The sequence below is a fragment of the Candidatus Pantoea gossypiicola genome (assembly GCF_008632075.1).
Lineage (GTDB): Bacteria > Pseudomonadota > Gammaproteobacteria > Enterobacterales > Enterobacteriaceae > Pantoea > Pantoea gossypiicola.
Genome location: NZ_VWVM01000007.1, coordinates 88,649 through 115,014, shown reverse-complemented (window position 1 = coordinate 115,014; position 26,366 = coordinate 88,649). Strand labels below are relative to the sequence as shown.

General features: G+C 55.9%; 22 protein-coding genes and 2 pseudogenes. 18 read left to right on the top strand and 6 right to left on the bottom strand.

What is annotated here, in order from left to right; translation table 11 throughout:
- Positions 1 to 92: 92 nt before the first annotated feature.
- The 9 genes from livH (at position 93) to ugpQ (ending at position 9,008) form a co-directional block, all read left to right on the top strand.
- Positions 93 to 1,019 carry a high-affinity branched-chain amino acid ABC transporter permease LivH gene (livH, locus tag F3I20_RS11150; protein WP_009087789.1) on the top strand — a complete coding sequence of 309 codons (927 nt, stop codon included), beginning with the start codon at positions 93 to 95 and terminating at the stop codon, positions 1,017 to 1,019.
- Entirely contained in the window at positions 1,016 to 2,287 is a 1,272-nt protein-coding gene (locus tag F3I20_RS11145) for a high-affinity branched-chain amino acid ABC transporter permease LivM (protein WP_150037552.1), read from the top strand. The genes livH and F3I20_RS11145 overlap by 4 nt, the downstream gene beginning before the upstream one ends.
- Positions 2,284 to 3,051: a high-affinity branched-chain amino acid ABC transporter ATP-binding protein LivG gene (gene livG / locus F3I20_RS11140; protein WP_150011170.1), complete on the top strand. Its 768-nt coding sequence runs from the start codon at positions 2,284 to 2,286 to the stop codon at positions 3,049 to 3,051. Before F3I20_RS11145 ends, livG begins: the two co-directional genes overlap by 4 nt.
- Before the next feature lies 1 nt (position 3,052).
- Positions 3,053 to 3,766 carry a high-affinity branched-chain amino acid ABC transporter ATP-binding protein LivF gene (livF, locus tag F3I20_RS11135; protein WP_098052142.1) on the top strand — a complete coding sequence of 238 codons (714 nt, stop codon included), beginning with the start codon at positions 3,053 to 3,055 and terminating at the stop codon, positions 3,764 to 3,766.
- Between the two features lie 327 nt (positions 3,767 to 4,093).
- Positions 4,094 to 5,410, top strand: coding sequence for a sn-glycerol-3-phosphate ABC transporter substrate-binding protein UgpB (ugpB, locus tag F3I20_RS11130; protein ID WP_150037550.1), 1,317 nt, complete (start codon positions 4,094 to 4,096; stop codon positions 5,408 to 5,410).
- Between the two features lie 53 nt (positions 5,411 to 5,463).
- Complete coding sequence (gene ugpA, locus F3I20_RS11125) at positions 5,464 to 6,351, top strand: sn-glycerol-3-phosphate ABC transporter permease UgpA (RefSeq protein WP_150037549.1); 888 nt, start codon at positions 5,464 to 5,466, stop codon at positions 6,349 to 6,351.
- Positions 6,348 to 7,193, top strand: a complete 846-nt coding sequence (ugpE, locus tag F3I20_RS11120) for a sn-glycerol-3-phosphate ABC transporter permease UgpE (RefSeq protein WP_150037548.1) — start codon at positions 6,348 to 6,350, stop codon at positions 7,191 to 7,193. The genes ugpA and ugpE overlap by 4 nt, the downstream gene beginning before the upstream one ends.
- Before the next feature lies 1 nt (position 7,194).
- On the top strand, positions 7,195 to 8,268 hold the full coding sequence (locus F3I20_RS11115; protein WP_150037547.1) for a sn-glycerol-3-phosphate import ATP-binding protein UgpC: 1,074 nt from the start codon (positions 7,195 to 7,197) through the stop codon (positions 8,266 to 8,268).
- The gene (ugpQ, locus tag F3I20_RS11110; protein ID WP_150011160.1) at positions 8,265 to 9,008 is read left to right on the top strand and encodes a glycerophosphodiester phosphodiesterase; all 744 of its coding nucleotides are present in this window, start codon (positions 8,265 to 8,267) and stop codon (positions 9,006 to 9,008) included. Before F3I20_RS11115 ends, ugpQ begins: the two co-directional genes overlap by 4 nt.
- Here ugpQ and F3I20_RS11105 read toward each other — a convergent pair.
- Positions 9,005 to 9,280 carry a DUF2756 domain-containing protein gene (locus F3I20_RS11105; protein ID WP_150011158.1) on the bottom strand — a complete coding sequence of 92 codons (276 nt, stop codon included), beginning with the start codon at positions 9,278 to 9,280 and terminating at the stop codon, positions 9,005 to 9,007. The genes ugpQ and F3I20_RS11105 overlap by 4 nt on opposite strands.
- Positions 9,281 to 9,488: 208 nt before the next feature.
- Between F3I20_RS11105 and ggt the strand changes: the two genes are divergently transcribed.
- Positions 9,489 to 11,240 carry a gamma-glutamyltransferase gene (ggt, locus tag F3I20_RS11100; RefSeq protein ID WP_150011156.1) on the top strand — a complete coding sequence of 584 codons (1,752 nt, stop codon included), beginning with the start codon at positions 9,489 to 9,491 and terminating at the stop codon, positions 11,238 to 11,240.
- 105 nt (positions 11,241 to 11,345) lie between these two features.
- Here ggt and F3I20_RS11095 read toward each other — a convergent pair.
- Positions 11,346 to 11,841, bottom strand: a pseudogene (locus tag F3I20_RS11095) (GNAT family N-acetyltransferase).
- 347 nt (positions 11,842 to 12,188) lie between these two features.
- On the opposite strand from F3I20_RS11095, the gene F3I20_RS11090 reads away from it, so the two are divergent.
- The 4 genes from F3I20_RS11090 to gntU all read left to right on the top strand — a co-directional run bounded on the left by F3I20_RS11090 (position 12,189) and on the right by gntU (position 16,002).
- Entirely contained in the window at positions 12,189 to 12,884 is a 696-nt protein-coding gene (locus F3I20_RS11090) for a pirin family protein (RefSeq protein WP_013359331.1), read from the top strand.
- 102 nt (positions 12,885 to 12,986) lie between these two features.
- Entirely contained in the window at positions 12,987 to 13,982 is a 996-nt protein-coding gene (gene gntR / locus F3I20_RS11085) for a gluconate operon transcriptional repressor GntR (protein WP_013359330.1), read from the top strand.
- Between the two features lie 140 nt (positions 13,983 to 14,122).
- On the top strand, positions 14,123 to 14,659 hold the full coding sequence (gntK, locus tag F3I20_RS11080) for a gluconokinase (RefSeq protein ID WP_150011154.1): 537 nt from the start codon (positions 14,123 to 14,125) through the stop codon (positions 14,657 to 14,659).
- A 2-nt stretch (positions 14,660 to 14,661) separates the two neighbouring features.
- Positions 14,662 to 16,002 (top strand): gluconate transporter, encoded by a 1,341-nt coding sequence (gntU, locus tag F3I20_RS11075; protein ID WP_150011152.1) that lies wholly within the window; start codon positions 14,662 to 14,664, stop codon positions 16,000 to 16,002.
- 50 nt (positions 16,003 to 16,052) lie between these two features.
- Here gntU and F3I20_RS11070 read toward each other — a convergent pair whose 3' ends face one another.
- On the bottom strand, positions 16,053 to 16,646 hold the full coding sequence (locus tag F3I20_RS11070) for a YhgN family NAAT transporter (RefSeq protein ID WP_013359324.1): 594 nt from the start codon (positions 16,644 to 16,646) through the stop codon (positions 16,053 to 16,055).
- 217 nt (positions 16,647 to 16,863) lie between these two features.
- Here F3I20_RS11070 and asd point away from each other — a divergent pair, with 217 nt between their 5' ends.
- Entirely contained in the window at positions 16,864 to 17,973 is a 1,110-nt protein-coding gene (gene asd, locus F3I20_RS11065) for an aspartate-semialdehyde dehydrogenase (RefSeq protein WP_150011150.1), read from the top strand.
- A gap of 447 nt (positions 17,974 to 18,420) precedes the next feature.
- On the opposite strand, the gene F3I20_RS23930 is transcribed toward asd, so the two are convergent.
- The 3 genes and pseudogenes from F3I20_RS23930 to F3I20_RS11050 form a co-directional block, all read right to left on the bottom strand.
- On the bottom strand, positions 18,421 to 18,582 hold the full coding sequence (locus F3I20_RS23930; RefSeq protein WP_164501699.1) for a hypothetical protein: 162 nt from the start codon (positions 18,580 to 18,582) through the stop codon (positions 18,421 to 18,423).
- A 430-nt stretch (positions 18,583 to 19,012) separates the two neighbouring features.
- Positions 19,013 to 19,445: pseudogene (locus F3I20_RS11060) on the bottom strand (Hcp family type VI secretion system effector).
- Positions 19,446 to 19,693: 248 nt separating this feature from the next.
- Positions 19,694 to 20,203: a DUF2778 domain-containing protein gene (locus F3I20_RS11050; RefSeq protein ID WP_150037545.1), complete on the bottom strand. Its 510-nt coding sequence runs from the start codon at positions 20,201 to 20,203 to the stop codon at positions 19,694 to 19,696.
- A 659-nt stretch (positions 20,204 to 20,862) separates the two neighbouring features.
- On the opposite strand from F3I20_RS11050, the gene glgB reads away from it, so the two are divergent.
- The 3 genes from glgB to glgC are packed head-to-tail and all read left to right on the top strand — an operon-like array spanning position 20,863 to position 26,328.
- On the top strand, positions 20,863 to 23,046 hold the full coding sequence (glgB, locus tag F3I20_RS11045) for a 1,4-alpha-glucan branching enzyme (protein WP_150011146.1): 2,184 nt from the start codon (positions 20,863 to 20,865) through the stop codon (positions 23,044 to 23,046).
- Positions 23,043 to 25,025, top strand: a complete 1,983-nt coding sequence (glgX, locus tag F3I20_RS11040; RefSeq protein ID WP_150059918.1) for a glycogen debranching protein GlgX — start codon at positions 23,043 to 23,045, stop codon at positions 25,023 to 25,025. The genes glgB and glgX overlap by 4 nt, the downstream gene beginning before the upstream one ends.
- Positions 25,026 to 25,035: 10 nt before the next feature.
- The gene (gene glgC, locus F3I20_RS11035) at positions 25,036 to 26,328 is read left to right on the top strand and encodes a glucose-1-phosphate adenylyltransferase (RefSeq protein WP_009087751.1); all 1,293 of its coding nucleotides are present in this window, start codon (positions 25,036 to 25,038) and stop codon (positions 26,326 to 26,328) included.
- Positions 26,329 to 26,366 lie beyond the last annotated feature (38 nt).

The window sequence follows — 26,366 nt, the reverse complement described above, 5'->3', positions numbered from 1 at the left end:
TTCCCTGACCAGCGACACGAACGCCTGGTGCTCGTCTGCCAGGCGTTTTTTGTACCCCGATCGCCTGCGATCGGTTAAGTAAGGGTCAAGGTATGTCCGAGCAGTTCCTCTATTTTATTCAGCAGATGTTTAATGGTGTGACCCTGGGTAGCACCTACGCGCTGATCGCCATCGGTTACACCATGGTTTACGGCATTATCGGCATGATTAACTTCGCGCACGGCGAAGTCTACATGATCGGTAGCTATGTCTCCTTTATCGTGATTGCCGCCCTGATGATGATGGGCATCGACACCACCTGGCTGATGATTGCAGCTGGCTTCGTGATGGCGGTCATTATCTCCAGCGCCTACGGCTGGAGCATTGAGCGCGTCGCCTACCGGCCTGTGCGTTCATCCAAGCGTCTGATTGCGCTGATCTCCGCCATCGGGATGTCGATATTCCTGCAAAACTACGTCAGCCTGACACAGGGCTCACGCGACCTGGCGCTGCCGAGCCTGATCACCGGACAGTGGACGGTCGGTGAGAGCAACGGGTTTGCCGCCACCATTTCCACCATGCAGATCGTAATCTGGGTGGTGACCTTCCTGGCGATGCTGGCGCTGACAACCTTTATTCGTTACTCCCGCATGGGCCGCGCCTGTCGCGCCTGCGCGGAAGACCTGAAAATGGCCAGCCTGCTGGGCATTAACACCGACCGCGTGATCTCGCTGACCTTTGTGATCGGGGCCGCAATGGCGGCAGTCGCAGGCGTGCTGCTGGGCCAGTTCTACGGTTCGATCAACCCCTTCATTGGCTTTATGGCGGGCATGAAAGCCTTTACCGCCGCAGTGCTGGGCGGAATTGGCAGTATTCCTGGCGCGATGATTGGCGGACTGGTGCTGGGTATCGCTGAAGCGCTGACGTCAGCCTATCTCAGCACGGAATATAAAGATGTGGTTTCGTTTGCCCTGCTGATTGTGGTGCTGCTGGTGATGCCGACCGGCATTCTGGGGCGTCCGGAGGTCGAAAAAGTATGAAGACCTCTTTTATCAATGCCCTGATTTCCTCCCTGATGCTGCTGGTGCTGGCCACCTTCTTTATGGGTTTGCGCCTGAATCTGGACGGCACGAATCTGGTGGTGCAGAACGCCGGTAGCGTGCGCTGGAACTGGATCGCCGCAGGCTGTGCGGTGGTGTTTCTGTTCCAGTTGCTGCGTCCGGTGTGGCAGAGCAGCCTGAAGAAAGTGTCTGGCCCGGCACTGGTGTTGCCCGGTCTGGATGGCTCGACGCCGAAGCAGAAGCTGGTGATGACGGTGATGATTATCGCCGCAGTCGCCTGGCCTTTCCTGGTGTCACGCGGCACCGTTGATATCGCTACCATGACGCTGATCTACGTGATGCTCGGTCTGGGCTTAAACGTGGTGGTCGGACTCTCTGGCCTTCTGGTGCTGGGTTATGGCGGCTTCTACGCTATCGGTGCCTACACCTTTGCGCTGCTGAACCACTATTACGGTCTTGGCTTCTGGCAGTGCCTGCCGCTCTCCGGCATGATTGCGGCGCTGTTTGGCCTGCTGCTGGGCTTCCCGGTACTGCGACTGCGCGGCGACTATCTGGCGATTGTGACGCTGGGCTTCGGTGAGATCGTGCGTATTCTGCTGCTGAACAATACCGCCCTGACCGGCGGCCCGAATGGCATCAGCCAGATCCCGAAACCGACGCTGTTTGGTCTGGAGTTTGGCCGTACCCCGCGCGAAGGCGGCTGGGATACCTTCCACAACTTCTTTGGGCTGAAATACGATCCCAGTGACCGCATCATCTTCCTCTACCTGGTCGCGCTGCTGCTGGTGGTGCTGACCCTGTTCGTCATTAACCGGCTGCTGCGGATGCCACTGGGCCGGGCCTGGGAAGCGCTGCGCGAAGATGAGATTGCCTGCCGTTCACTGGGCCTGAGTCCGACCCGCATTAAGCTGACCGCCTTTACCATCAGTGCCGCCTTTGCCGGCTTTGCCGGCAGTCTGTTCGCGGCGCGTCAGGGCTTTGTCAGCCCGGAATCCTTTACCTTTGTCGAATCCGCCTTTGTGCTGGCGATTGTGGTACTGGGCGGGATGGGTTCGCAGTTTGCGGTGATTCTGGCCGCCATTCTGCTGGTAGTGTCACGCGAGCTGATGCGCGACCTCAATGAATACAGCATGCTGGTGCTGGGTGGCCTGATGGTGCTGATGATGATCTGGCGTCCGCAGGGCCTGTTGCCGATGAAGCGTCCGCATCTGAAGCTCAGAACCGGTAAACAAGGAGAAGAAGCATGAGTCAGCCTTTATTAGCCGTTGAAGGCCTGATGATGCGCTTCGGCGGTCTGTTAGCCGTGAACAATGTGGCGCTGGAGCTGCGTCCGCAGGAGATCGTTTCACTGATTGGGCCAAACGGTGCCGGCAAAACCACCGTGTTCAACTGCCTGACCGGTTTTTACAAACCCACCGGCGGCACGATTACGTTGCGTGAGCAGCATCTGGAAGGGCTGCCGGGCCAGAAGATTGCACGAATGGGCATCGTGCGGACCTTCCAGCACGTGCGCCTGTTCCGTGAGATGACCGTGATTGAGAACCTGCTGGTCGCGCAGCATCAGCATCTGAAAAGTGGCGTGTTTTCCGGCCTGCTGAAAACGCCGGCGTTTCGCCGCAGTGAGAGTGAGGCGCTGGATCGTGCGGCAACCTGGCTGGAGCGGGTGGGTCTGCTGGATCTGGCAAACCGTCAGGCGGGCAATCTGGCCTATGGTCAACAGCGTCGGCTGGAGATTGCGCGCTGCATGGTGACGCGCCCGGCGATCCTGATGCTGGATGAACCGGCGGCGGGCCTTAACCCCAAAGAGACCCACGAGCTGGACGCGCTGATTGCGGAACTGCGTGGTGAACACAAGGTGTCGGTGCTGCTGATTGAACATGATATGAAGCTGGTGATGGGTATTTCTGATCGTATTTACGTGGTTAATCAGGGAACGCCGCTGGCTAACGGAACGCCGGAGGAGATTCGTAACAATCCGGATGTCATTCGTGCCTATTTAGGAGAGGCCTGAGATGGCAAATGCGATGTTAACCATTGAGAACGTCAGCGCCCATTACGGCAAAATTCAGGCGCTGCACAACGTCAGCCTTTATATCAATCAGGGCGAAATTGTCACCCTGATTGGCGCTAACGGTGCCGGAAAAACCACGCTGCTGGGCACGCTCTGCGGCGAGCCGCGTGCGACTCAGGGCACTATCACCTTTGATGGCAAAGCGATTACCGACTGGCAAACGGCGCGCATTATGCGTGAAGCGATCGCCATCGTGCCAGAGGGACGGCGGGTGTTTTCGCGCATGACGGTGGAAGAGAACCTGGCGATGGGCGGCTTTTTTGCCAGCCGTCCGGAGTATCTGACGCGGATTAAGCGTGTGTATGAACTCTTTCCGCGGCTGGAAGAGCGCAAAATCCAGCGTGCCGGGACGATGTCAGGTGGCGAACAGCAGATGCTGGCGATTGGCCGCGCGCTGATGAGCCAGCCGCGCCTGCTGCTGCTGGATGAGCCGTCGCTGGGACTGGCCCCGATCATTATTCAGCAGATCTTTGACACCATTGAGCAACTGCGCAGCGAGGGGATGACGATTTTCCTGGTGGAGCAGAATGCGAATCAGGCGCTGAAGCTGGCGGATCGGGGCTATGTGCTGGAGAACGGGCATGTGGTGCTCGAAGACACTGGTGCAGCATTGCTCTCCAACGAAGCCGTCCGCAGCGCTTACTTAGGTGCCTGATGGGGCACGGCCTTTGAAAGTGATGCGGAATGTGCCGCCGACGGCCTTGAGTGTCGGTGTGGGTAGTGCCGACTACGGCCTTCGACTTCAGTGAAGTGAAAGTCGCAGTCAGGCATTTTCAGCTTCTAATCGCTCTGCAATTTATGTCACTAAAAACTGGCAGCATGGGCGTTTTGCCGTCGCGCTGCCAGCGTCCTCTTTTCCTCGCTTTAGTCTGTCACCCGCCTGTCATCTGCCTGTTATTAATCCGTCATTTCCCCGTGTCATGTTACTCCGCGAACCAGAAATCCGTGATTTCACGCGTATTTACCTGCACAGGAAAATTCTATGTCCGTCGTTACCTTTCGTCGTAGCCTGATGAGCGCGCTGCTCGGTCTGACGCTTAGCAGCCATGCCATGGCCGCCACTGAGATCCCCTTCTGGCACTCCATGGAAGGCGAGTTAGGCAAAGAAGTCGATTCGCTGGCTCAGCGCTTTAACCAGACCCATCCCGATTACAAAATCGTTCCGACCTACAAAGGTAACTACGAGCAGAGCCTGGCGGCCGGGATCGCGGCAGTGCGCAGCGGCAAAGCGCCTGCGGTGCTGCAGGTTTATGAAGTGGGAACGGCCACCATGATGGCTTCACAGGCGATTGTGCCGGTGCATCAGGTCTTCAAAGATGCCGGTATCCCCTTTGATGAAAAGCAGTTCGTACCGACGGTTGCGGGCTACTACAGCGACAGCAAAGGCCAACTGATTTCTCAACCGTTTAACAGCTCGACGCCGGTGCTCTATTACAACAAAGACGCCTTCAAAAAAGCGGGTCTGAACCCGGATCAGCCCCCAAAAACCTGGCAGGAGCTGGCCACGGATGCCGCCGCGCTGCGCAAGTCGGGCATGAGCTGCGGCTACGCCAGCGGCTGGCAGGGCTGGATCCAGATAGAAAACTTCAGCGCCTGGCATGCGCTGCCGGTCGCCACGGAAAATAACGGCTTTGACGGCCTGGATGCGGTGCTGGAGTTCAACAAACCGGTGCAGGTGCGTCACATCGAAATGCTGGAAGCGATGAACAAAAAAGGGGATTTCACCTACTTTGGCCGCAAAGATGAGCCGACTGCGAAGTTCTACAACGGCGACTGCGGCATCACTACCGCCTCCTCCGGTTCGCTGGCTGATATCCGCCACTACGCAAAATTCAACTTCGGCGTCGGCATGATGCCGTATGACGATACCGTAAAAGGCGCGCCGCAGAACGCCCTGATCGGCGGAGCCAGCCTGTGGGTAATGAAAGGCAAAGATCCGGCAACGTATAAAGGCGTCGCGGAGTTCATGCAGTTCCTCGCGAAACCGGAAATCGCGGCGGAATGGCACCAGAAAACCGGCTACCTGCCGATTACCACCGCCGCCTATGAGCTGACGAAACAGCAGGGCTTCTACGATAAAAATCCGGGTGCAGATATCGCCACCCGTCAGATGATGAACAAGCCGCCGCTGCCGTTCACTAAAGGGATGCGTCTGGGTAATATGCCGCAGATCCGTGCCGTGATTGACGAAGAGCTGGAGAGCGTCTGGACCGGTAAACAGTCGCCGCAAAGCGCGCTGGATAACGCGGTCAAACGCGGCAACGAACTGCTGCGTCGCTTCCAGCAGCAGGTGAAGTAATCTCTTCCCTGGCCAGCCCAGGCTGGCCCCTCTTTTCTGACGTCAGGTACGCCATGTCTTCATCCCGCCCGGTTTTTCGCACCAGCCTGCTGCCTTATCTGCTGGTGCTGCCGCAGTTACTGATCACCGCGGTCTTCTTTCTCTGGCCTGCCGGTGAAGCGCTGTGGTACTCGCTGCAAAGCCTCGATCCCTTTGGCCTCTCCAGCCGCTTTGTCGGACTGGAAAACTTCAGACGCCTGTTTGCTGATCCCTACTATCTGGATTCGTTCTGGACCACGATAAAATTCAGCGGCATGGTCACGGTGTTCGGCATGCTGTTTTCACTGCTGCTGGCGGCGCTGGTGGATTATGTGGTGCGACTGCGCCGCCTCTATCAGACCCTGCTGCTGCTGCCCTACGCCGTTGCCCCGGTGGTGGCCGCGGTGCTGTGGATGTTTCTGTTTAATCCCGGTCTGGGCCTGTTCAGCTATCTGCTGAACCACATCGGCTACAACTGGAACTATGCGCAGAACAGCGGTCAGGCGATGTTCCTGATTGTGCTGGCGTCGATCTGGCAGCAGATGAGCTACAACTTCCTGTTCTTCTTCGCCGCACTGCAATCTATCCCGAAATCGCTGGTGGAAGCCACCGCCATCGACGGTGCCGGGCCGGTGCGTCGCTTCTTCAACCTTTCTCTGCCGCTGATTACGCCGGTCAGCTTCTTCCTGCTGGTGGTGAATCTGATCTACGCCTTCTTCGATACCTTCCCGGTGATTGATGCCGCGACCGGCGGCGGGCCGGTGCAGGCGACCACCACGCTGATCTACAAAATCTATCGCGAAGGTTTTACCGGTCTGGATCTCTCCTCATCCGCGGCGCAGTCGGTGGTGCTGATGCTGCTGGTCATCGGGCTGACGGTGCTCCAGTTCCGCTTTGTTGAACGTAAGGTGCAATACCAATGATTGAGAATCGACGCGGGCTGGATCTCTTCAGCCACATCGTGCTGGTGCTGGGCGTGCTCACCATCCTGTTCCCGCTCTATGTCGCCTTTGTGGCGGCGACGCTGGATAACGAGGCGGTCTATCAGGTGCCGATGACGCTGGTACCGGGTACGCACCTGTGGGAGAACATCTCGCGAATCTGGACCCATGGCGTTAACGGCAGCGGACCGGCGTTTGGTCTGATGCTGCTCAACAGCATGATCATGGCGCTGGGCATTACCTTCGGCAAAATCACCGTGTCGATGCTGTCGGCGTTTGCGTTGGTCTGGTTTCGTTTTCCGCTGCGCACGCTCTTTTTCTGGCTGATCTTTATCACCCTGATGCTGCCGGTTGAGGTGCGTATCTTCCCCACGGTTCAGGTGATTGCCGACCTTAATCTGCTCGACAGCTACAGTGGCTTAACCCTGCCGCTGATGGCCTCAGCGACCGCCACCTTTCTGTTCCGTCAGTTTTTTATGTCACTGCCGGATGAGCTGGTTGAAGCGGCGCGCATCGACGGTGCCAGCGCGATGCGCTTCTTTATCGACATCGTGCTGCCGCTCTCCAGAACCAATCTGGCGGCGCTGTTCGTGATCACCTTTATCTACGGCTGGAACCAGTATCTCTGGCCGCTGCTGATTATCAATGACGCCAGCCTCGGCACGGCGGTGGCGGGGATCAAAAGCATGATCTCCAGCAGCGGCTCGCCGACCCAGTGGAACGAAGTGATGGCGGCAATGTTATTAACCCTGATCCCACCGCTGTTAGTGGTGTTAGTCATGCAGCGTGCCTTTGTGCGCGGTCTGGTTGAGAGTGAGAAATAAGATGGCAGGCGTAACCCTTCAGGCAGTAACCAAATCCTACGATGGCAAAAATCAGATCATTCAGCCGCTGAACGTCACCATCAATGACGGCGAATTTATGGTGATGGTCGGGCCATCCGGCTGCGGGAAGTCGACCCTGCTGCGCATGGTGGCCGGACTGGAGCGCGTCACCTCCGGCGATATCTATATCGACAACCGGCGCGTGACCCAGGAAGAGCCGAAAGATCGCGGTATTGCGATGGTGTTCCAGAACTACGCGCTCTATCCGCATATGTCGGTGGAGGAGAACATGGCCTATGGCCTGAAAATCCGCGGAATGGGCAAAGAGCAGATCCGACAGCGGGTGCTCGACGCGGCGCGCAGTCTGGAGCTGGATCACCTGCTGATGCGTCGGCCTCGCGAACTTTCGGGCGGACAGCGCCAGCGCGTGGCGATGGGCCGCGCCATCGTACGTGAACCGGCAGTGTTTCTGTTCGATGAACCGCTGTCGAATCTCGACGCCCGCCTGCGGGTGCAGATGCGGCTGGAGTTGCAGCAACTGCATCGCCGCTTACAGACCACCAGCCTCTATGTGACGCACGATCAGGTCGAGGCGATGACGCTGGCGGAGCGGGTGATGGTGATGAACAAAGGCGTGGTCGAACAGATCGGCACGCCGGTCGACGTGTATGAGCGTCCCGCCAGCCAGTTTGTTGCCGCGTTTATCGGCGCGCCCGCGATGAACCTGCTAAAAGGCCAGTTCAGCAGTGACGGCTCACGCTTTGACCTCGACGCCTCGCATGCACTGCCGCTCAGTGACACAAAACCGAAATGGGCTAACCGGCCGGTGGTGCTGGGTATCCGGCCAGAGCATATCCAGCTCAGCTGCCGTGAGCAGGGCGGTATCCCGCTACGCGTCGATACGCTGGAGATGCTGGGCGCGGATAATCTGGCACACGGTCGCATCGGCGACACGCCACTGGTGGTACGCTTAGCCCATAGCGAACGGCCGCAGCCTGGCAGTACGCTGTGGCTGCATCTGCCGTCAGATGCGTTACACTTCTTCGATTCAACCCATGGAAAGCGTCTGGAATGAGCACACAACACTGGCCTTATCCCCGTATCGTTGCCCATCGCGGCGGCGGTAAACTGGCACCGGAAAACACCCTGGCGGCAATTGATGTCGGCGCAAAGTATGGTCATCAGATGATTGAATTTGATGTCAAATTATCATTGGATGCGCAGCTCTTCCTGCTGCATGACGACACGCTGGATCGCACCAGCAACGGCTGGGGCGTAGCAGGTCAGCTGCCGTGGGAGAAGTTATCGCAGCTCGATGCGGGCAGCTGGTTTGGCAACGCATTTACCGGCGAAAAGCTGGCGCGGCTGGATGAGGTAGCGGCACGCTGTCGTCAGCATCAGATGATGGCGAACATCGAAATCAAGCCGACGACCGGCAGCGACGCCGAAACCGGACGCGCCGTGGCGCAGGCTGCTGCGATCCTGTGGCAGGATCAGACCGCACCGCTGCTTTCGTCATTCTCTTTTGAGGCGCTGGAAGCCGCGATGCAGGCCGAGCCGCAGTTGCCGCGTGGCCTGCTGTCGCATAGCTGGGATCCAGAGTGGCGGAAAAAGACCACGGCGCTGGCGTGCGTCTCCATCCACCTCAACCATAAAGTGCTGACTGCGCAGCGGGTTGCAGAGCTGAAAAGCGCGGGCCTGAAGATTCTGGTCTATACCGTGAACAGCCCGGACCGGGCGCGGGAATTGCTGACGTGGGGCGTCGATGCCATCTGTACCGACAGCATCGACATCATCGGCCCCGATTTTCATTAGTTCTGTTTCTGCTGGCCCGGCTGCGTAGTAATCACCCGCTGCTGGGCGCTGTTGCGCTGCTCCTGCATTTTACGCTGCATGTCCTGCGTCTGACGCTGCTGATCCTGGCGCAGCTTCAGCTGTTGCTGCTGTTGCTGGCTCTGCATCTGCGACTGCATCCGCTGCTGACTCGGGTTATAACCCGGTTTATTCGGATCGTTGGTGCTGTTCAGCGTGTTCGCCTGACTGGCGAAAGGCAGCAGGGCGGCTAAAACAATCATCCACTTTTTCATCTTTCCTCCTTCCTTAATCGCGACAGGTTTTTTGGGTGCACAACGGCGCACACCGATATCAGGGTCGCACCCATAAGTTTACGCGATATCACAGACCTTACTTTCAGATGTATTCCTGATTTGACTTAACCCCGGTTATTTTGCTGTATTTGTAGGCACTTGCAGAAATGATAAAAAAATGTAAATAACAACATGGGGTGGTGGCAGGATGAAAATGCAGCAGACAGTGCGTCAGCTTAGCTGGTCGCTGGTGATGAGTTTTACCGTGGTGGCAGGCGCGAACGCCGCCCCCACTCAGGCTCCGCCGGTCTCCTACGGCGTAGACAGTGATACCTTTCACCCGGTAAAAGCGCAGCACGGCATGGTGGCATCGGTGGATGCGCTGGCAACCCAGGTGGGCGTAGACATTCTGCGTCAGGGCGGTAATGCGGTGGATGCCGCGGTCGCCGTGGGCTTTGCGCTGGCCGTGACCCATCCTCAGGCGGGCAACCTGGGCGGAGGCGGTTTTATGCTGCTGCGCACCGCGTCTGGCCGCGCTACCGCTATCGATTTCCGTGAAATGGCACCGGGCCACGCGTCGCGCGACATGTTTCTGGATAAGCAGGGCAACGCCGACAGTAAGCTTTCACTGACGTCACACCTTGCTTCCGGTACACCAGGCACCGTCGCCGGACTGGCGCTGGCTGCGCAGAAATATGGCACCCTGCCGCTGAGCACTCTGCTGGCACCGGCCATCAGACTGGCGCGTGACGGTATTCCGGTCAACGATGCGCTGGCGGATGACCTGAAAACCTACGGCAAAGAGGTGCTGATTACCCATCCCAACAGTAAAGCGATCTTCTACAAACCGGACGGCACGCCGTGGCAGAAGGGCGATCGGCTGGTGCAGAAAAACCTGGCTCACAGTCTGCAACTGATAGCCCGCCAGGGGCCGGATGCCTTTTACAAAGGTGAAATCGCGGATGAGATCGCCGGCGAGATGGCGCAACACGGCGGGCTGATCAATAAAGCTGACCTGGCGGCCTATCGCGCGGTCGAGCGAACGCCCATCAGTGGCACCTACCGCGGTTATGAAGTCTTCTCCATGCCGCCGCCGTCATCCGGTGGTATCCACATCGTGCAGATCCTCAATATCCTGGAGAACTTCGATCTGTCGAAGATGGGCTTTGGCAGCGCTGACGCCATGCAGGTGATGGCGGAAGCGGAAAAATATGCCTACGCGGACCGCTCGGAATATCTCGGCGACCCCGATTTCGTGAAGGTGCCGTGGCAGGCGCTGACCAGTAAAGCCTATGCTAAAACGCTGGCGCAGCAGATCGACGTGGCGAAGGCACGACCTTCCAGTGAGATTAAACCGGGCAAGCTCGAACCTTACGAAAGCAACCAGACCACCCATTTCTCGGTGGTGGATAAGCAGGGCAATGCCGTTGCGGTGACCTACACGCTGAACACCTATTTCGGCAGCGGAATTGTGGCGGGCAAGAGTGGCATCCTGATGAATAATGAAATGGATGACTTCTCTGCCAAGCCAGGCACGCCAAATGTCTACGGGCTGGTGGGCGGGGAAGCGAATGCGGTGCAACCGGCGAAACGTCCATTGTCATCGATGTCGCCAACCATCGTCGCTAAAGGGGGCAAAACCTGGCTGGTGACCGGCAGTCCGGGCGGCAGCCGCATTATCACCACGGTGTTGCAGATGGTGGTGAATAGCATCGATTTCGGGATGAACGTGGCGGAAGCCACTAACGCGCCGCGCTTCCACCATCAGTGGCTGCCGGATCAGTTGCGGGTGGAGAAGGGCTTCAGTCCCGATACGCTGCGTCTGCTGGAAGCCAAAGGTCAGCATGTGAAGGTGCTGCCTGCGATGGGCAGTACCCAGAGCATCATGATTGGGCCGGATGGCATGCTGTATGGCGCGTCTGACCCGCGCAGCATTGATGATTTGAGTGCGGGTTACTGATACAAAACTGACCTCGTTTCCTGTGCAGGCGCTGACTGACAGCGCACTGTGCCAGGGTTTTCAGCACAAAGGGCACCAGCAGGTGCCCTTTTTCATCATCACAGGTCAGGGTTTGATCCGCGCCATAGAGTACGCATCGATCAGTTCACCGTGCCGCATGGCGAACCCGCGCGCCGTTCCCTCAATCTCAAAACCAAAACGCTGATAAAGGGCGATGGCCGGAGCATTGTCGACGAACACTGTCAGCTCCATCCGGCTCACCTGTAGCCAGTTGTCGCACAACGAGACCATTTCATGCATCAGCGCAGTGGCGACGCCACGCTTCCGGTAACGTTCATCCAACGCCCATCCCCAGCGAGGCAGTGTGACGGCGTCTGGGCCGCTCTTCTACGTGCAGCGCACACTGACCGACGACGTCCTCATCAATACAGGCCACCAGCAGGTGCGAATGGGGCTGTGGCGTAGCGAGGCGGGTCTGCCACATCTGCAGCGATGAGTAAGGCAGATGCAGCGTGCTGGCCTGAGTATCTGGCTGACTGTAAATCCTGTGCAGCGCAGCAGCATCTTCTGGCATGACGTGGCGGACAACGATTTCACCCATGGTCGCTCCTTTAGCCCATAAAAACCTTTTAAACATCAAGGTATTCAGATCGTTAATCAAGCTAAAAATGTGAAAATGACTTTACAGACGCGAATGATAATGATTATTATTGCCATGCATTTCCGGTAGGTCGCCCGACAGCCTGGAAAAGCACGACATTGCTCACATTGCTTCCAGTATTATTTCGCCAGCTTAAATGCTGGCTTTTTTTTGCCTGCACTTCTTCAATGCTTTTCAGCCACTGCTTCACACTCATTCAATGAATTTGAACAGAGGCGTGAAGTTTTTCAGCTATCAATCAAACCGCCTCATAGACACACTATAAAAAACATTGAGGAGATTTGAACATGATCTATGTACGCAAAGCTGAAGAACGCGGTCACGCAAACCATGGCTGGCTGGATAGCTGGCATACCTTCTCTTTCGCCAGCTATCACGATGCGAACTTCATGGGGTTCTCCGCGCTGCGGGTCATCAATGAAGATGTGATCGATGGCGGTCAGGGATTTGGCACCCATCCGCATAAAGATATGGAAATCCTGACCTACGTGCTCTCCGGTACGGTTGAGCATCAGGACAGCATGGGCAACAAAGAGCAGATCCCGGCAGGAGAGTTCCAGATCATGAGCGCCGGTACCGGCGTGCGTCACTCGGAATATAACGCCAGCGAAAGCGAACCGTTGCACCTCTATCAGATCTGGATCATTCCTGAGCGAACCGGCATTGAGCCACGCTACGATCAGCGCCGCTTCCCGGATGTGCAGGGACGTCAGCTGGTGTTAAGCCCGGATGCCCGTGAAGGATCGCTGAAAGTTTATCAGGACATGACCTTATCGCGCTGGGTACTGGCAGCCGGTGAGCAGGATAACGTCGCGATTGATGCGGGACGTCGTATCTGGATTCAGGTCGTGAAAGGTGATGTCACCGTTAACGGTAACGCGGTCACCACCAGCGACGCCCTGGCGATCTGGGACGAAAGCGCGCTGACGATTGAAGCCAGTTCGGCTGCCGAAGTTCTGCTGTTTGATCTGCCACCCGTCTAAGCAGATAACGGGCGCGACTCGTCGCGCCCGGTTAGGAATTTTGTGACAGAAAAGTGATAGACTCATCGTACTTTAGCTTTCAGGGCGATCCCAGGCGCTACGATGAAGAAGAAAAGACCGGTATTACAGGACGTTGCCGATCGCGTCGGCATTACAAAAATGACCGTCAGCCGTTACCTGCGTAATCCTGAGCAGGTCTCTGTTGCTCTGCGGGACAAGATTGCAGTGGCACTGGATGAGCTGGGTTATATCCCCAATCGCGCCCCCGATATGCTTTCTAACGCGACCAGCCGTGCCATCGGCGTACTGCTGCCATCACTCACCAACCAGGTCTTTGCTGACGTTCTGCGCGGCATTGAAGCCGTCACTGACGAAGCCAACTATCAGACGCTGGTCGCCCATTTTGGTTACAACCCGCAAAAAGAGGAGCTGCAACTGCGCTCGCTGCTGGGCTGGAACATTGATGGCGTTATCCTCACCGAACGTACCCATACGCCAGGCACGCTGCGTATGCTGGAAGTGGCCGGTATTCCGGTGATTGAGGTGATGGACAGCGTTACACCCTGCCTGGATATGGCGGTCGGCTTTGATAACGTCGAAGCGGCCCGGCAGATGACGCAGGCGATCCTCAGTAAAGGGCATCGTCACACCGTCTACCTCGGCGCACGTCTTGATGAACGTACGCTGCAAAAGCAGCGCGGTTATGAAATCGCCATGCGCGAAGCAGGTCTGACGCCGCACAGCGTGATGATGGAGGATGCCTCATCATTCAGCGCCGGTGGCGATTTGCTGCGTGAGGCGCAACGCCTCTATCCTGAAACGGATAGCCTGTTCTGTACCAATGATGACCTGGCGGTCGGTGCGATGTTTGAGTGTCAGCGCCAGGGATTGCAGGTACCCACTCAGATGGCGATTGCGGGTTTTCACGGCCATGATATCAGTCAGGTCGTCACACCACAGCTGGCGACAGTGCTGACGCCGCGGGACCGCATGGGGCGTGAAGCGGCGGCAATGTTGCTGGCGCGTATTGCCGGTGAGAGCAGTGATGATCCGCTGCGGGATATCGGTTTTGAGATCAGTGAGGGTGGTAGCATCTGATTGTGGCGTTTTTATGAGTCAGCTCACACTTTCATGCTTTTCCTGGTAAAAAGGTTGCCAGGCTGTTAACCGGCCAGGAGAATGAGAAACGACATTGTTATCGGTAACATTGGCAAATTCTCACCTGCCGGAGCAGAAAAATGACAACGCAATCCCCGTCACATCACGTCTTTATCCTGATGGGCGTTTCAGGCAGCGGAAAATCTGCCGTCGCCAACCAGGTTTCTCACCAGCTCACTACGGCCTTTCTTGACGGTGATTTTCTCCACCCGCGCGCCAACATCCTGAAGATGGCCGATGGTCATCCGCTGGATGACAGCGATCGCCAGCCATGGTTACAGGCGCTGAATGATGCCGCGTTTGCCATGCAGCGCACCCAGGCGATCTCCATCATTGTCTGCTCAGCCCTGAAAAAAAGTTATCGCGACATTCTGCGTCAGGGCAATGACAACCTGCGTTTCGTCTACCTGAAAGGCGATTTTGACACCATCGAAGCCCGCCTGAAGGCGCGTAAAGGCCACTTCTTCAAGCCGCAGATGCTGGTAACCCAGTTTGCCACGCTGGAAGAGCCGGGCAGTGATGAGCCGGATGTCCTGGTCGTGGATATCGCCCATTCACTGGACGAGGTGGTGGCGGCTACGGTTGCGACTATCCAGGACGCTATCAGCCAGGGTTAGAGATGAATACCGCAACACTCGTTTTGACCGCAGCAGGCTCTGTCCTGCTGCTGCTTTTTCTGGTGATGAAGGCACGGATGCACGCCTTTGTCGCGCTGATGTTAGTCTCCATCGGTGCCGGGTTATTCTCCGGCATGCCACTGAACAAAATCGCGGAAACTATGCAGAAGGGGATGGGCGGCACGCTCGGCTTCCTCGCCATTGTGGTCGCGCTGGGCGCGATGTTCGGCAAAATCCTGCATGAAACCGGTGCCGTGGATCAAATCGCTATCCGAATGCTGAAAACCTTTGGTCAGAGCCGCGCCCATTATGCGATGGGGATTGCCGGTCTGATCTGCGCGCTGCCGCTTTTCTTTGAGGTGGCGGTGGTGCTGTTAATCAGCATCGCGTTTGCGGTGGCGCGGCGTACCGGCGGCAATCTCGTGAAGCTGGTGATTCCGCTGTTTGCCGGTGTGGCCGCGGCGGCGGCGTTCCTGCTGCCCGGACCGGCTCCAATGCTGCTGGCTTCACAGATGCACGCGGACTTCGGCTGGATGATTCTGCTGGGTCTTTGCGCGGCGATTCCGGGCATGCTGATTGCCGGGCCGCTGTTTGGCAACTTCATCGGCAATCACGTGACGTTCAGCGCACCGCCGGAAGATCATCAGCCGGATGTCGATGAGAGCAAGCTGCCGTCCTTTGGCTTCAGCCTCTCACTGATCCTGTTCCCGCTGGTGCTGGTCGGCCTGAAAACTATCGGCGCACGCTTCACGACCGAAGGCACCACGCTGTACGAGTGGCTGGAATTTATCGGCCATCCTTTCACTGCCATTCTGCTGGCGCTGCTGGTGGCGATTTATGGCCTGGCTTACCGCCAGGGTATGAATAAAGAGCGGGTGATGCAGGTGTGCGGCAGCGCGCTGCAACCGGCCGGGATTATCCTGCTGGTGATTGGCGCAGGCGGCGTGTTCAAGCAGGTACTGGTGGATTCCGGTGTGGGGCCAGTGCTGGGTAATACGCTGACCGGCGCAGGTCTGCCGATTGCGCTGGCCTGCTTTATCCTGTCGGGCGCGGTGCGTGTGATTCAGGGGTCGGCGACGGTCGCCTGTCTGACCACCGTGGGGCTAATCATGCCGGTGATTGAACCGCTGCATTACAGCGGCGCGCAACTGGCGGCGCTGTCCATCTGCATCGGCGGTGGCTCTATCATCATCAGCCATGTGAACGATGCCGGGTTCTGGCTGTTTGGTCGCTTCACCGGGGCCAGCGAAGCGGAAACGCTGAAGACCTGGACGCTGATGGAGACCATTCTCGGGACTGTGGGCGCGGTAGTAGGGATGATTGCTTTCGAACTGCTCTCTTAATCATGCCGTTTTTGCGCTTCCCCGGCATTACGGGAAGCGCAGACCTTTCCCTACAGCTTCAGATAGGCCCGGATGCCGTCCAGAAACATCTGGGTCGCCAGCATAATCAGTATCAATCCCATCAGACGTTCCAGCGCATTCACACCCTTATCGCCCAGCAGACGCAGGAACAGACCTGACATCAGCAGAATAGCGACCGTTACGCCCCAGGCGATCAGCAGCGCGCCTACCAGATGCGACATCTGATGCGGATACTGATGCGACAGCAGCATTAATGTGGCCAGTAGCGATGGCCCGGCCACCAGCGGAATTGCCAGCGGTACGAGGAACGGCTCTTCGCCCGCCGGTAAGCCAGAACTGCTGCTTTCGGCCGACGGAAAAATCATCTTGATGGCGATCAGAAACAGGATAATCCCGCCGGAGATCGACACGGTCTCAGTGCGCAGATTCAAAAACGCCAGGATGCGTTCGCCGGTAAACAGAAACAGCAGCATGATGATTAGGGCAATCAGCATTTCGCGGATTAGCACCACCCGCCGCCGTTTCGGCTCCAGATGCTTTAAAACCGACATAAAAATCGGCAGATTGCCCAGCGGGTCCATAATTAACAACAATAATATTGTTGCTGAAATCATTTCAGTCATCGGTTCTACGCCATGTTGTTCGCGAAAAAACGGAGTTATTAGTTACGCTGCTGAAAAAGTTAGCGTAATCGAATTAATTCACTTGCTACCCGGCCTGCATTTTGTAGAGTGAGGGGACATAGGTAAACCTTATTATTACGCAGAGCGGCGTGAAAATAGCACGCGGCTCTCTCCTCTGAAATGAAAAGCAGGTGTAACTGCCTTAGACGGACACGACATGAAGAACGTAGGTTTTGTTGGTTGGCGCGGTATGGTTGGCTCAGTGCTGATGTCCCGCATGAGTGAAGAGCGTGATTTTGATGCAATCAATCCGGTCTTCTTCTCGACGTCGCAGCATGGTCAGGCGGCACCCGCGTTTGCGGGCAAACAGCAGGGCACCCTGCAGGATGCATTTGATATTGAGGCGCTGCGCGCGCTGGATATCATTATCACCTGCCAGGGCGGCGACTACACCAGTGACGTCTATCCAAAGCTGCGCGCCAGCGGCTGGCAGGGATACTGGATTGATGCGGCCTCCACGCTGCGCATGAAGGATGATGCCATCATCATCCTCGATCCGGTTAACCATGCTGTGATTCGCCAGGGCATCGACCGTGGTATCAAAACCTTTGTCGGCGGAAACTGTACCGTCAGCCTGATGCTGATGTCACTGGGCGGCCTGTTTGCGCAGGATCTGGTTGAGTGGGCGTCGGTTGCTACCTATCAGGCTGCCTCTGGCGGCGGCGCGCGGCACATGCGCGAACTGCTGACCCAGATGGGTATGCTGCACGATCACGTTGCGCCTGCGCTGCAGAACCCGGCCTCCGCCATCCTCGACATCGAGCGTAGCGTGACCGACTTCACCCGTTCCGGCACCTTACCGACCGACAACTTCGGCGTACCACTGGCAGGCAGCCTGATTCCGTGGATCGACAAACAGCTGGAAAACGGTCAGAGCCGTGAAGAGTGGAAAGGCCAGGCGGAGACCAACAAGATCCTCGCTACTTCAAAGGTTATCCCGGTTGATGGATTATGCGTGCGCGTCGGCGCGCTGCGCTGCCACAGCCAGGCGTTTACGCTGAAGCTGAAACGCGACCTGCCGCTGGCTGAAATTGAGCAACTGCTGGCCTCTCACAATGAGTGGGTCAAAGTGGTGCCAAATGATCGCGAGCTGACGATGCGGGAACTGACGCCTGCCGCCGTTACCGGCACGCTGACTACGCCGGTTGGCCGTCTGCGTAAACTGAACATGGGACCGGAATATCTCTCTGCCTTCACGGTAGGCGACCAGCTGTTATGGGGCGCTGCCGAACCTCTGCGTCGCATGCTGCGGTTGTTAATCGACTAACCAGCAGATATCGCCTAAGTCATGCCGATTGAATAACACAAAATGATCGGCTAACCGCTGGTCGCTATGCGAAAGCCCGTAATCATCATTGATGGTTACGGGCTTTTTTGTGTTCATTAAGCCTCTGGATGATTTTCTGGGTCTCAGTGGAAAGGTTCTCTGCGATTTATGACATATTGTGCCAGTTATGAGTGTCATTAGTCAGATAATTGCATTACAGCGATTTAGAAATTCTATTGCTGCATAACGTGCTACATGACTTCTTCAAAAATGTGCTCGTAAGATCGAATCCGCCAATATTGGCGTAACGCCCTGAAACTTCCGGAAATCATCTATCAATCATGGTAATGCAGATTCATTGCGAAGCAAATGCATTTTAATGGCGAGCAAAAAGGATAGCGTTATGATAAAAAAGAAAAAGCCCCGCGGGGCTTTTTCTTTTCGATATCACTTTTCTTTAAAGTGATGATTATTTTTGCTTGGTGGGAATGGATCGTCTTTTTTCACATGACGATCATAGGCAGTTCCTGCATATGAATTGTCAGTGTCGTGATACTGGCCATAAGTTCCTGTTTTCGGACATGGTTGTCCTGACCAATGTTTTGCCATAATTAATTTCCTTATTCAGTTAGACATCTTAATGGATGTCATTTTCTTTAATACGACTAACTTTTATGATTTTCAATCATGCTTTACTAACTTTCACCGCTTCGTTTCCAAAATGTGATGATGTTCAAAAAAAGGTATAGATTAATAATTATTACTGTGTTGACCCTCTGTGATTACGGAGTTAACAAAGTGAAAATTTTTCTATTGTTGGCTTGGCTTTTTTTAGATGGTTTAGGGTCTGTAAGTTTTTTAAATTAACAAGGCTACTCAACTAAGCTTGCGCATCATTTTAAAGAGGTGCGAGGATGTTTAGAACCAGGTTTTTATATTCTTAATAGTCACTTATTTTTTTACTAATGCCTTTCTTCCGAATCCTCTATGCCCGCACATTCCAGTCATCGTTATACTGAACATTGCCATCAACATAACCTCATGTAATTTTGTCATACATCATGGATACTGATTCCATATGATTAATTTGTGCATTACCTGACATTTTAGCGTTTGGCACGCCGGGATTCACACCAGTAATGTTTATCCCCCTCGATAGTCATAACAAAGTAACACTCTTCCTGACCGGCATGGTTGATTCTGTACCAGCGGATTTCCGCACTTTGCAGTGTTTGACCCGTCGCAACCGCCTTGTACAGATAAGGACTGGAACTATCAAACTCCTTTTCGATCATTATCGGTGAGTGTGAACGCTTGCCGGTAATCCTGCCGTTAGCGCTGTCGACAGGAATATTCAGCCCATGGCTGAAACCCACAATCTCAATACTGCCTTCGCGATCCCGTACATCAACAGAACCTTTAATATGAGCACCACCATCATCTTTGAGCCACATATAAGCAGGAATTGGCATGCTAATATCTCCTTATTTTTCTGATCAACTTCATTGTCATGAAAAAAAACACCATGCTGATAAATATGTTAGTGAGAAAGCTAATATAGAAATACGTATCATCTATTGCCTCTGCGCCAATTTCACCGGATCCATAAAGCAGATTTCCTATCTTTAAAACGAAATCATAGTTAATCCAGTTATAGGGTTCACCCATAGCCCGACCCACGCAAACTAAAAGCAGAAGGAAGTAGCCTGCCTTCCCTGATTTACGGGCAAATGTCGCCATATGTGATTACCTCAATGGTGCCATAAGCTTTTAAATCTGTACCCGGAACCGGGATTCTTGACGTTCTTAACAGCGCATTTCTCAGCATATTGAAGTCTGATTGCGAGGCAAGAGTAATACAGCCCTCTGAGACCTGACCAGGATGGAGTCTGAAACCGCCCCGGGTAACGCCCCGAAAAAATGTGCTATCGTCTATTGTGTTATCAACACGATAAAGGGCAAACCATTCTGAATGGTCAACATGATACTTAAATGCACTTTTTATTTCGTCAATAGCCCAGGCTCTGACGCTATTCACCCAATTTCCAGAAGGTCTGTCAACGATGTAGTAATGCCCGGCAGGTAATGGCCCTTTATTAATTATCATTCCGCAGCCACCTCTATTACGGTAGATGTCATTACCAGAAAACGCTAAAAAAGTTCCTAATCCCGGAAAAATCAGTGGTGAATAATCAGCATTATTGATTATAAACTTTCCGTATAAAGCCATAGCAATTCCTTTGCCTCTGTTATTTCTATTCGCATGCTAATGCAAAGAAAAAATAGAAGAATGGCTATTTAGGGAAAAATTTAAGATCGTGAAGCAGATTCACTTCTTGCTTAGTAGATAAACCAATCCCTGCCAAACCAAGAAACATGCTGTTAACCATCGCTTTACAACACGTTATCAGGTAGCTTTTCTCCATCGCCATCTGCGCTCATCATGCCGGGTGTCTGACATTGTCCGGCGGCAGAGACGCTGTTCCAGTCCGGTGATAAAAGCAGCGTCTTCCATCCGGACGCTACGGGCAGCATAAATGGCACTAATGCGCGGATTTATACGGCCTTTTTTATCTGTTTCGTACACGAAGCAACCTGCCGTTTCGCTTACTAAGTGATCAGCTTCCCTTTTTTGCCGCTCGCTAAAGAATATTTTGCTTAAGTCCATGGCAACTGCCGCGACCAAGCTATGATTTAACCATGATGTGCCACAGGTCACCCTTGTGCTTTCCGGACTAAATGGTTGTGGTACACGACAAAAAAATTTTCCCACGGAATGGCCTGACTTCTTTGTCGTTGTACGTATGGCTCAATGAAGAGCAGCGCAGGTGAAGCGCGACAGGCTATGTTGCGTTCATTTCGGCTGCCAATTATCACAGGAAGAAAGTCATGTCAGAGCTTCCCGATCGCGATGCGATCAATGCCCTGTTTGCGGGTAATTATGCCGACCCTTTTTCGTTACTAGGGATGCACCGAACTCAGCAAGGCCTGGAAGTCAGGGCATTGCTCCCCGAAGCGCTCGAAGTGTGGGTCATTGAAACCTCCACCGGACGCAAATTGGCTCAGCTGGTGTGCGAGGATGCACGCGGCTTCTTCAGTGGCGTGATTCCGCGCCGTAAAAATCATTTCCGCTACCAGTTGGCGGTGAACTGGCACGGCCAGCAAAACCTGGTCGATGATGCCTACCGCTTTGGCCCGCTGCTGCAGGAGATGGATCTGTGGCTGCTGGCGGAAGGAACACACCTGCGTCCTTACGAGACGCTGGGCGCGCATGGCGACGTCATTGATGGCGTCTTCGGCACCCGCTTTTGCGTCTGGGCACCCAACGCCCGTCGCGTCTCAGTGGTTGGCGACTTCAATTTCTGGGATGGCCGCCGTCATCCGATGCGTCTGCGTCAGGAACTGGGCATCTGGGAGCTGTTTGTGCCGGGCGCGGTTAACGGCCAGCTCTACAAATATGAAATTATCGACGCCAATGGTGATCTGCGCATCAAAGCGGATCCTTACGCCTTTGAAGCGCAGATGCGCCCGCAAACTGCGTCGATGATCTGTGGCCTGCCAGAGCCGGTTGAGATGAAAGAGGAGCGTAAAGCCGCCAACGGTTTTGACGCGCCCATCTCCATCTATGAAGTGCATCTGGGCTCCTGGCGTCGTCACACCGACAACAACTTCTGGCTGAGCTACAAAGAGCTGGCTGAACAGCTGGTGCCTTATGTCAAAGAGATGGGCTTTACCCATATCGAACTGCTGCCGATTAACGAACATCCGTTTGATGGTAGCTGGGGCTATCAGCCGCTGGGCATGTATGCGCCGACCCGCCGTTTTGGAACCCGTGATGAGTTCCGCGCCTTTATTGACGCCGCCCATGAAGCGGGCCTCAACGTGCTGCTCGACTGGGTGCCGGGTCATTTCCCTAGCGATGATTTCGGTCTGGCGCGCTTCGACGGCACGCAGCTCTATGAGCACAGCGACCCGCGAGAAGGCTTCCACCAGGACTGGAACACCCTGATTTACAACTTTGGTCGCCGGGAAGTGAGCAACTACCTGTCGGGCAATGCGCTCTACTGGACCGAACGTTTTGGCATTGATGGCCTGCGCGTGGATGCGGTCGCCTCCATGATCTACCGCGATTACAGCCGCAACGAAGGGGAGTGGGTGCCGAATCAATTCGGTGGCCGTGAGAACCTCGAAGCGATCGAATTCCTGCGTTACACCAACCGCACGCTCGGTACGGTGGCGTCCGGGTCGGTAACCATGGCTGAAGAGTCAACCGACTATCCTGGCGTGACGCGTCCGACCGAAGGCGGCGGGCTGGGCTTCTGGTTCAAATGGAACCTGGGCTGGATGCACGACACGCTCGACTACATGCAGGTCGATCCCATCTACCGCAAGCACCATCACAACCTGATGAGCTTCGGCATGATGTACAACTACACCGAAAACTTTGTGCTGCCGTTGTCGCATGACGAAGTGGTGCACGGTAAGCGCTCCATTCTCGATCGTATGCCGGGCGACGCCTGGCAGAAGTTCGCTAACCTGCGTGCCTACTACGGCTGGATGTGGGGCTTCCCCGGCAAGAAACTGCTGTTCATGGGCAACGAATTTGCTCAGGGCCGCGAGTGGAACCACGACGTCAGCCTGGACTGGCATCTGCTGGAAGGCGGCGATAACTGGCATCACGGCGTGCAGCGTCTGGTGCGCGATCTCAACCACACCTATCAGTACTACACGCCGCTGCATCAACTCGACTTCGATCCGGCAGGCTTTGAGTGGCTGGTGGTCAACGATGCGGAACACTCCGTCTTCGCCTTTGTCCGCCGCGATCGTGAAGGCAATGAAGTGATCGTCGTGAGTAACTTTACCCCGGTGCCGCGTCCGGGCTATCGCTTTGGCGTTAATCAGCCTGGCTACTGGCGTGAAGTGCTGAATACCGATCAGCATGAGTATCACGGCAGTGACGTGCGTATTCATCGGGTGCATACCGATGAGCAGGAAAGCCACGGACGACCGCAGTCGCTGAGTCTTGATCTGCCACCGCTGGCAACAGTCTGGCTGGTGCGGGAGGCTGAATGACTATTACTGCCGGCGATCCCGAACCGCTGGGTGCCAGTTACGATGGTAAAGGCGTTAACTTCACCCTGTTCTCACAGCATGCGGAGCGCGTAGAGCTCTGCCTGTTTGATGAACAGGGCGCAGAACAGCGTTTTGACCTGCCTGGCCGCAGTGGGGATATCTGGCACGGTTATGTTCCGGCGTTAAAACCGGGACAGCGCTACGGCTATCGGGTCTATGGCCCCTGGTCGCCGCAGCGGGGACATCGCTTTAACCCGGCAAAGCTGCTGGTTGATCCCTGCGCCCGCGCGGTGGAAGGCGATGTTCCGGATGACCCGCTGTTTCAGGGTGGCGAAGCGCAGCCCGATCCGCAAGACAACGCGGCCATTGCGCCAAAGTCACGGGTGGTGGCGGAAGATTTCGACTGGCAGGACGACGTCGCCCCGCGCACCCCGTGGGGTAACACGGTGATTTATGAAGCGCACGTGCGCGGCCTGACGAAGCAGCATCCGGAAATTCCGGAAACGCTGCGCGGGACTTACGCGGCGTTGGGTCATCCTGTTATGGTGAACTACCTGCGCGATCTCGGCATTACGGCGCTGGAGCTACTGCCGGTGGCCCATTTTGCCAGCGAGCCGCGCCTGCTCCGGCTCGGCCTGAGCAATTACTGGGGCTACAATCCCTTTGCGCTCTGGGCGGTCGATCCGCGTTACGCCTCTGGACAGCTAGGCGTGACGCCGCTGCAGGAGTTTCAGCAGGCGGTAAAAAACCTGCACGCCGCGGGTATCGAAGTGCTGCTGGATGTGGTGTTCAACCATACTGCTGAACTGGACGAGATTGGCCCGACGATCTCAATGCGCGGTATCGACAATGCCAGCTACTACTGGCTCGATGAGCAGGGCGGTTATCAGAACTGGACCGGCTGCGGCAACACGTTGAATATCCACCATCCGCAGGTGATGGCATGGACCTTAGAGGCGCTGCGCTACTGGGTACGGGTCTGCCACGTAGACGGCTTCCGCTTTGACCTCGCACCGGTACTGGGCCGTACACCCGATTACCAGCGTGATGCACCCTTTTTCGAGGCGATACGCGCCTGTCCGCTGCTCTCTCAGGTCAAGCTGATTGCGGAACCCTGGGATATCGGCCCTGACGGCTATCAGGTTGGCCGTTTTCCGCCGCCTTTTGCCGAGTGGAACGATAAGTTTCGCGACACCGCACGTCGTTACTGGCTGCACGGCGACGTAAGCAACGGCGACTTTGTCCGCCGCTTTGCCGCCTCCAGCGATCTCTACCAGCATGATGACCGGCCGCCACACGCCACGGTTAACCTGATCACCGCCCATGACGGCTTTACGCTGTGGGATGTGGTGAGCTTCGAACGTAAACACAACGAAGCGAACGGGGAAGATAACCGTGATGGCCACGGTGATAACTACAGCCACAACCACGGTAAAGAGGGGCTGAACGTCAGCTTTGACGTGATCGAACGCCGCCGTCGCAGCGTACGGGCACTGCTCACCACGCTGCTGCTGTCACAGGGCACGCCAATGCTGCTGGCGGGCGATGAGCGCGGCCATACGCAGCGCGGCAACAACAACGCCTACTGTCAGGACAACGCTCTGAGCTGGCTTGACTGGCAGGCGGATGAGAAGGGATTAGTCGGATTCACCGCCGCACTGATTGCTCTGCGCCAGCGCATCCCGGCGCTGACCGCAGATCGCTGGTGGCAGGACGGTGACGACAATGTGCAGTGGCTCAATGCCGGTGGCCAGCCACTGCAGCACGATGAATGGGCACAGGGGATGCACAGATTGCAGATCCTGCTGTCCGGCCGCTGGTTAATAACAATAAACGCCACGGATACGGTGAATGACATCGTGTTACCAGACGGAGAATGGCGTGCCCTTCCTCCTTTCGCCGGGGACGACAACCCCATCCTGCTAACTGTCTGGCATGGTCCCGCACACGGTGTGTGCGTGTTCCAAAAGCAATCATAAGGAGTCAGACATGGTTAAGTTAGATAGAACAGAACACCTGATGCTGGCCCGCCAGCTCCCTACACAGACGGTTGCTCTGATCCTTGCCGGCGGACGCGGCACGCGGCTGGTCGATTTAACGGCCAAACGTGCCAAACCGGCGGTGCATTTCGGCGGCAAGTTCCGCATTATCGACTTTGCCCTCTCCAACTGCGTCAACTCCGGTATCCGGCGGATTGGCGTCATTACCCAGTATCAGTCCCATACCCTGACTCAGCATATCCAGCGTGGCTGGTCGATCTTCAATGAAGAGATGAATGAGTTTGTCGATTTGCTGCCAGCGCAGCAGCGCTTTTCGACCGAACAGTGGTATCGCGGAACGGCCGATGCCGTGACGCAAAACCTTGATGTGATTCGCCGCTATCAGGCGCAGTACATCGTGATCCTTGCCGGGGACCACATTTATAAGATGGATTATTCACGCATGCTGCTGGATCACGTGGTAAACGAGGCGAAATGTACCATCGCCTGTTTACCGGTACCGGTGCATGAAGCCACGGCGTTTGGCGTGATGGCGGTGAATGAGGAGAACATGGTGATCGACTTCGTGGAGAAACCCGCGAAACCGCCCACCATGCCAGGTGATGACACGCAGTCGCTCGCCAGCATGGGGATCTACGTCTTCAACGCGGATTATCTCTATGAACTGCTGGAAGCGGATCTGCAGACGCCAGGCTCTAACCACGATTTCGGCAAAGATATCCTGCCGAAAGTGGTGGCAAGCGGCGAAGGCTATGCGCACTCCTTTGCGCTCTCCTGCGTCCAGAATGATGACAACGCGCCGCCTTACTGGCGCGACGTCGGAACGCTGGAGGCCTACTGGCGCGCCAATCTCGATCTGGCCTCGGTGATGCCTGAGCTGGATATGTATGACGTCACCTGGCCTATCCGTACTCACATGGAGCCGCTGCCGCCGGCGAAATTTGTTCAGGATCGTTCCGGCAGTCACGGGATGACCATGAACTCGCTGGTCTCGGGCGGCTGCATTATCTCCGGTTCGGTGGTGGTCAATTCAGTGCTGTTCCCCCGGGTTCGCGTTAACTCGTTTTGCAATATTGATTCAACTGTACTGCTGCCCGATGTGGTAGTGGGCCGATCGTGTCGCCTGCGTCGCTGCGTGATCGATCGCGCCTGCGAACTGCCGGAAGGCATGGTTATTGGCGAAAACCCCGATGAAGACAGTCGTCGTTTTCACCGTTCGGATGAAGGGATCGTACTGGTCACCCGCGCCATGCTGGCCAGACTGGCCAAAGCGGGGCTGTAAGCGATAAGCGGAACTTACGCAATCGGCACGCGGAGCGT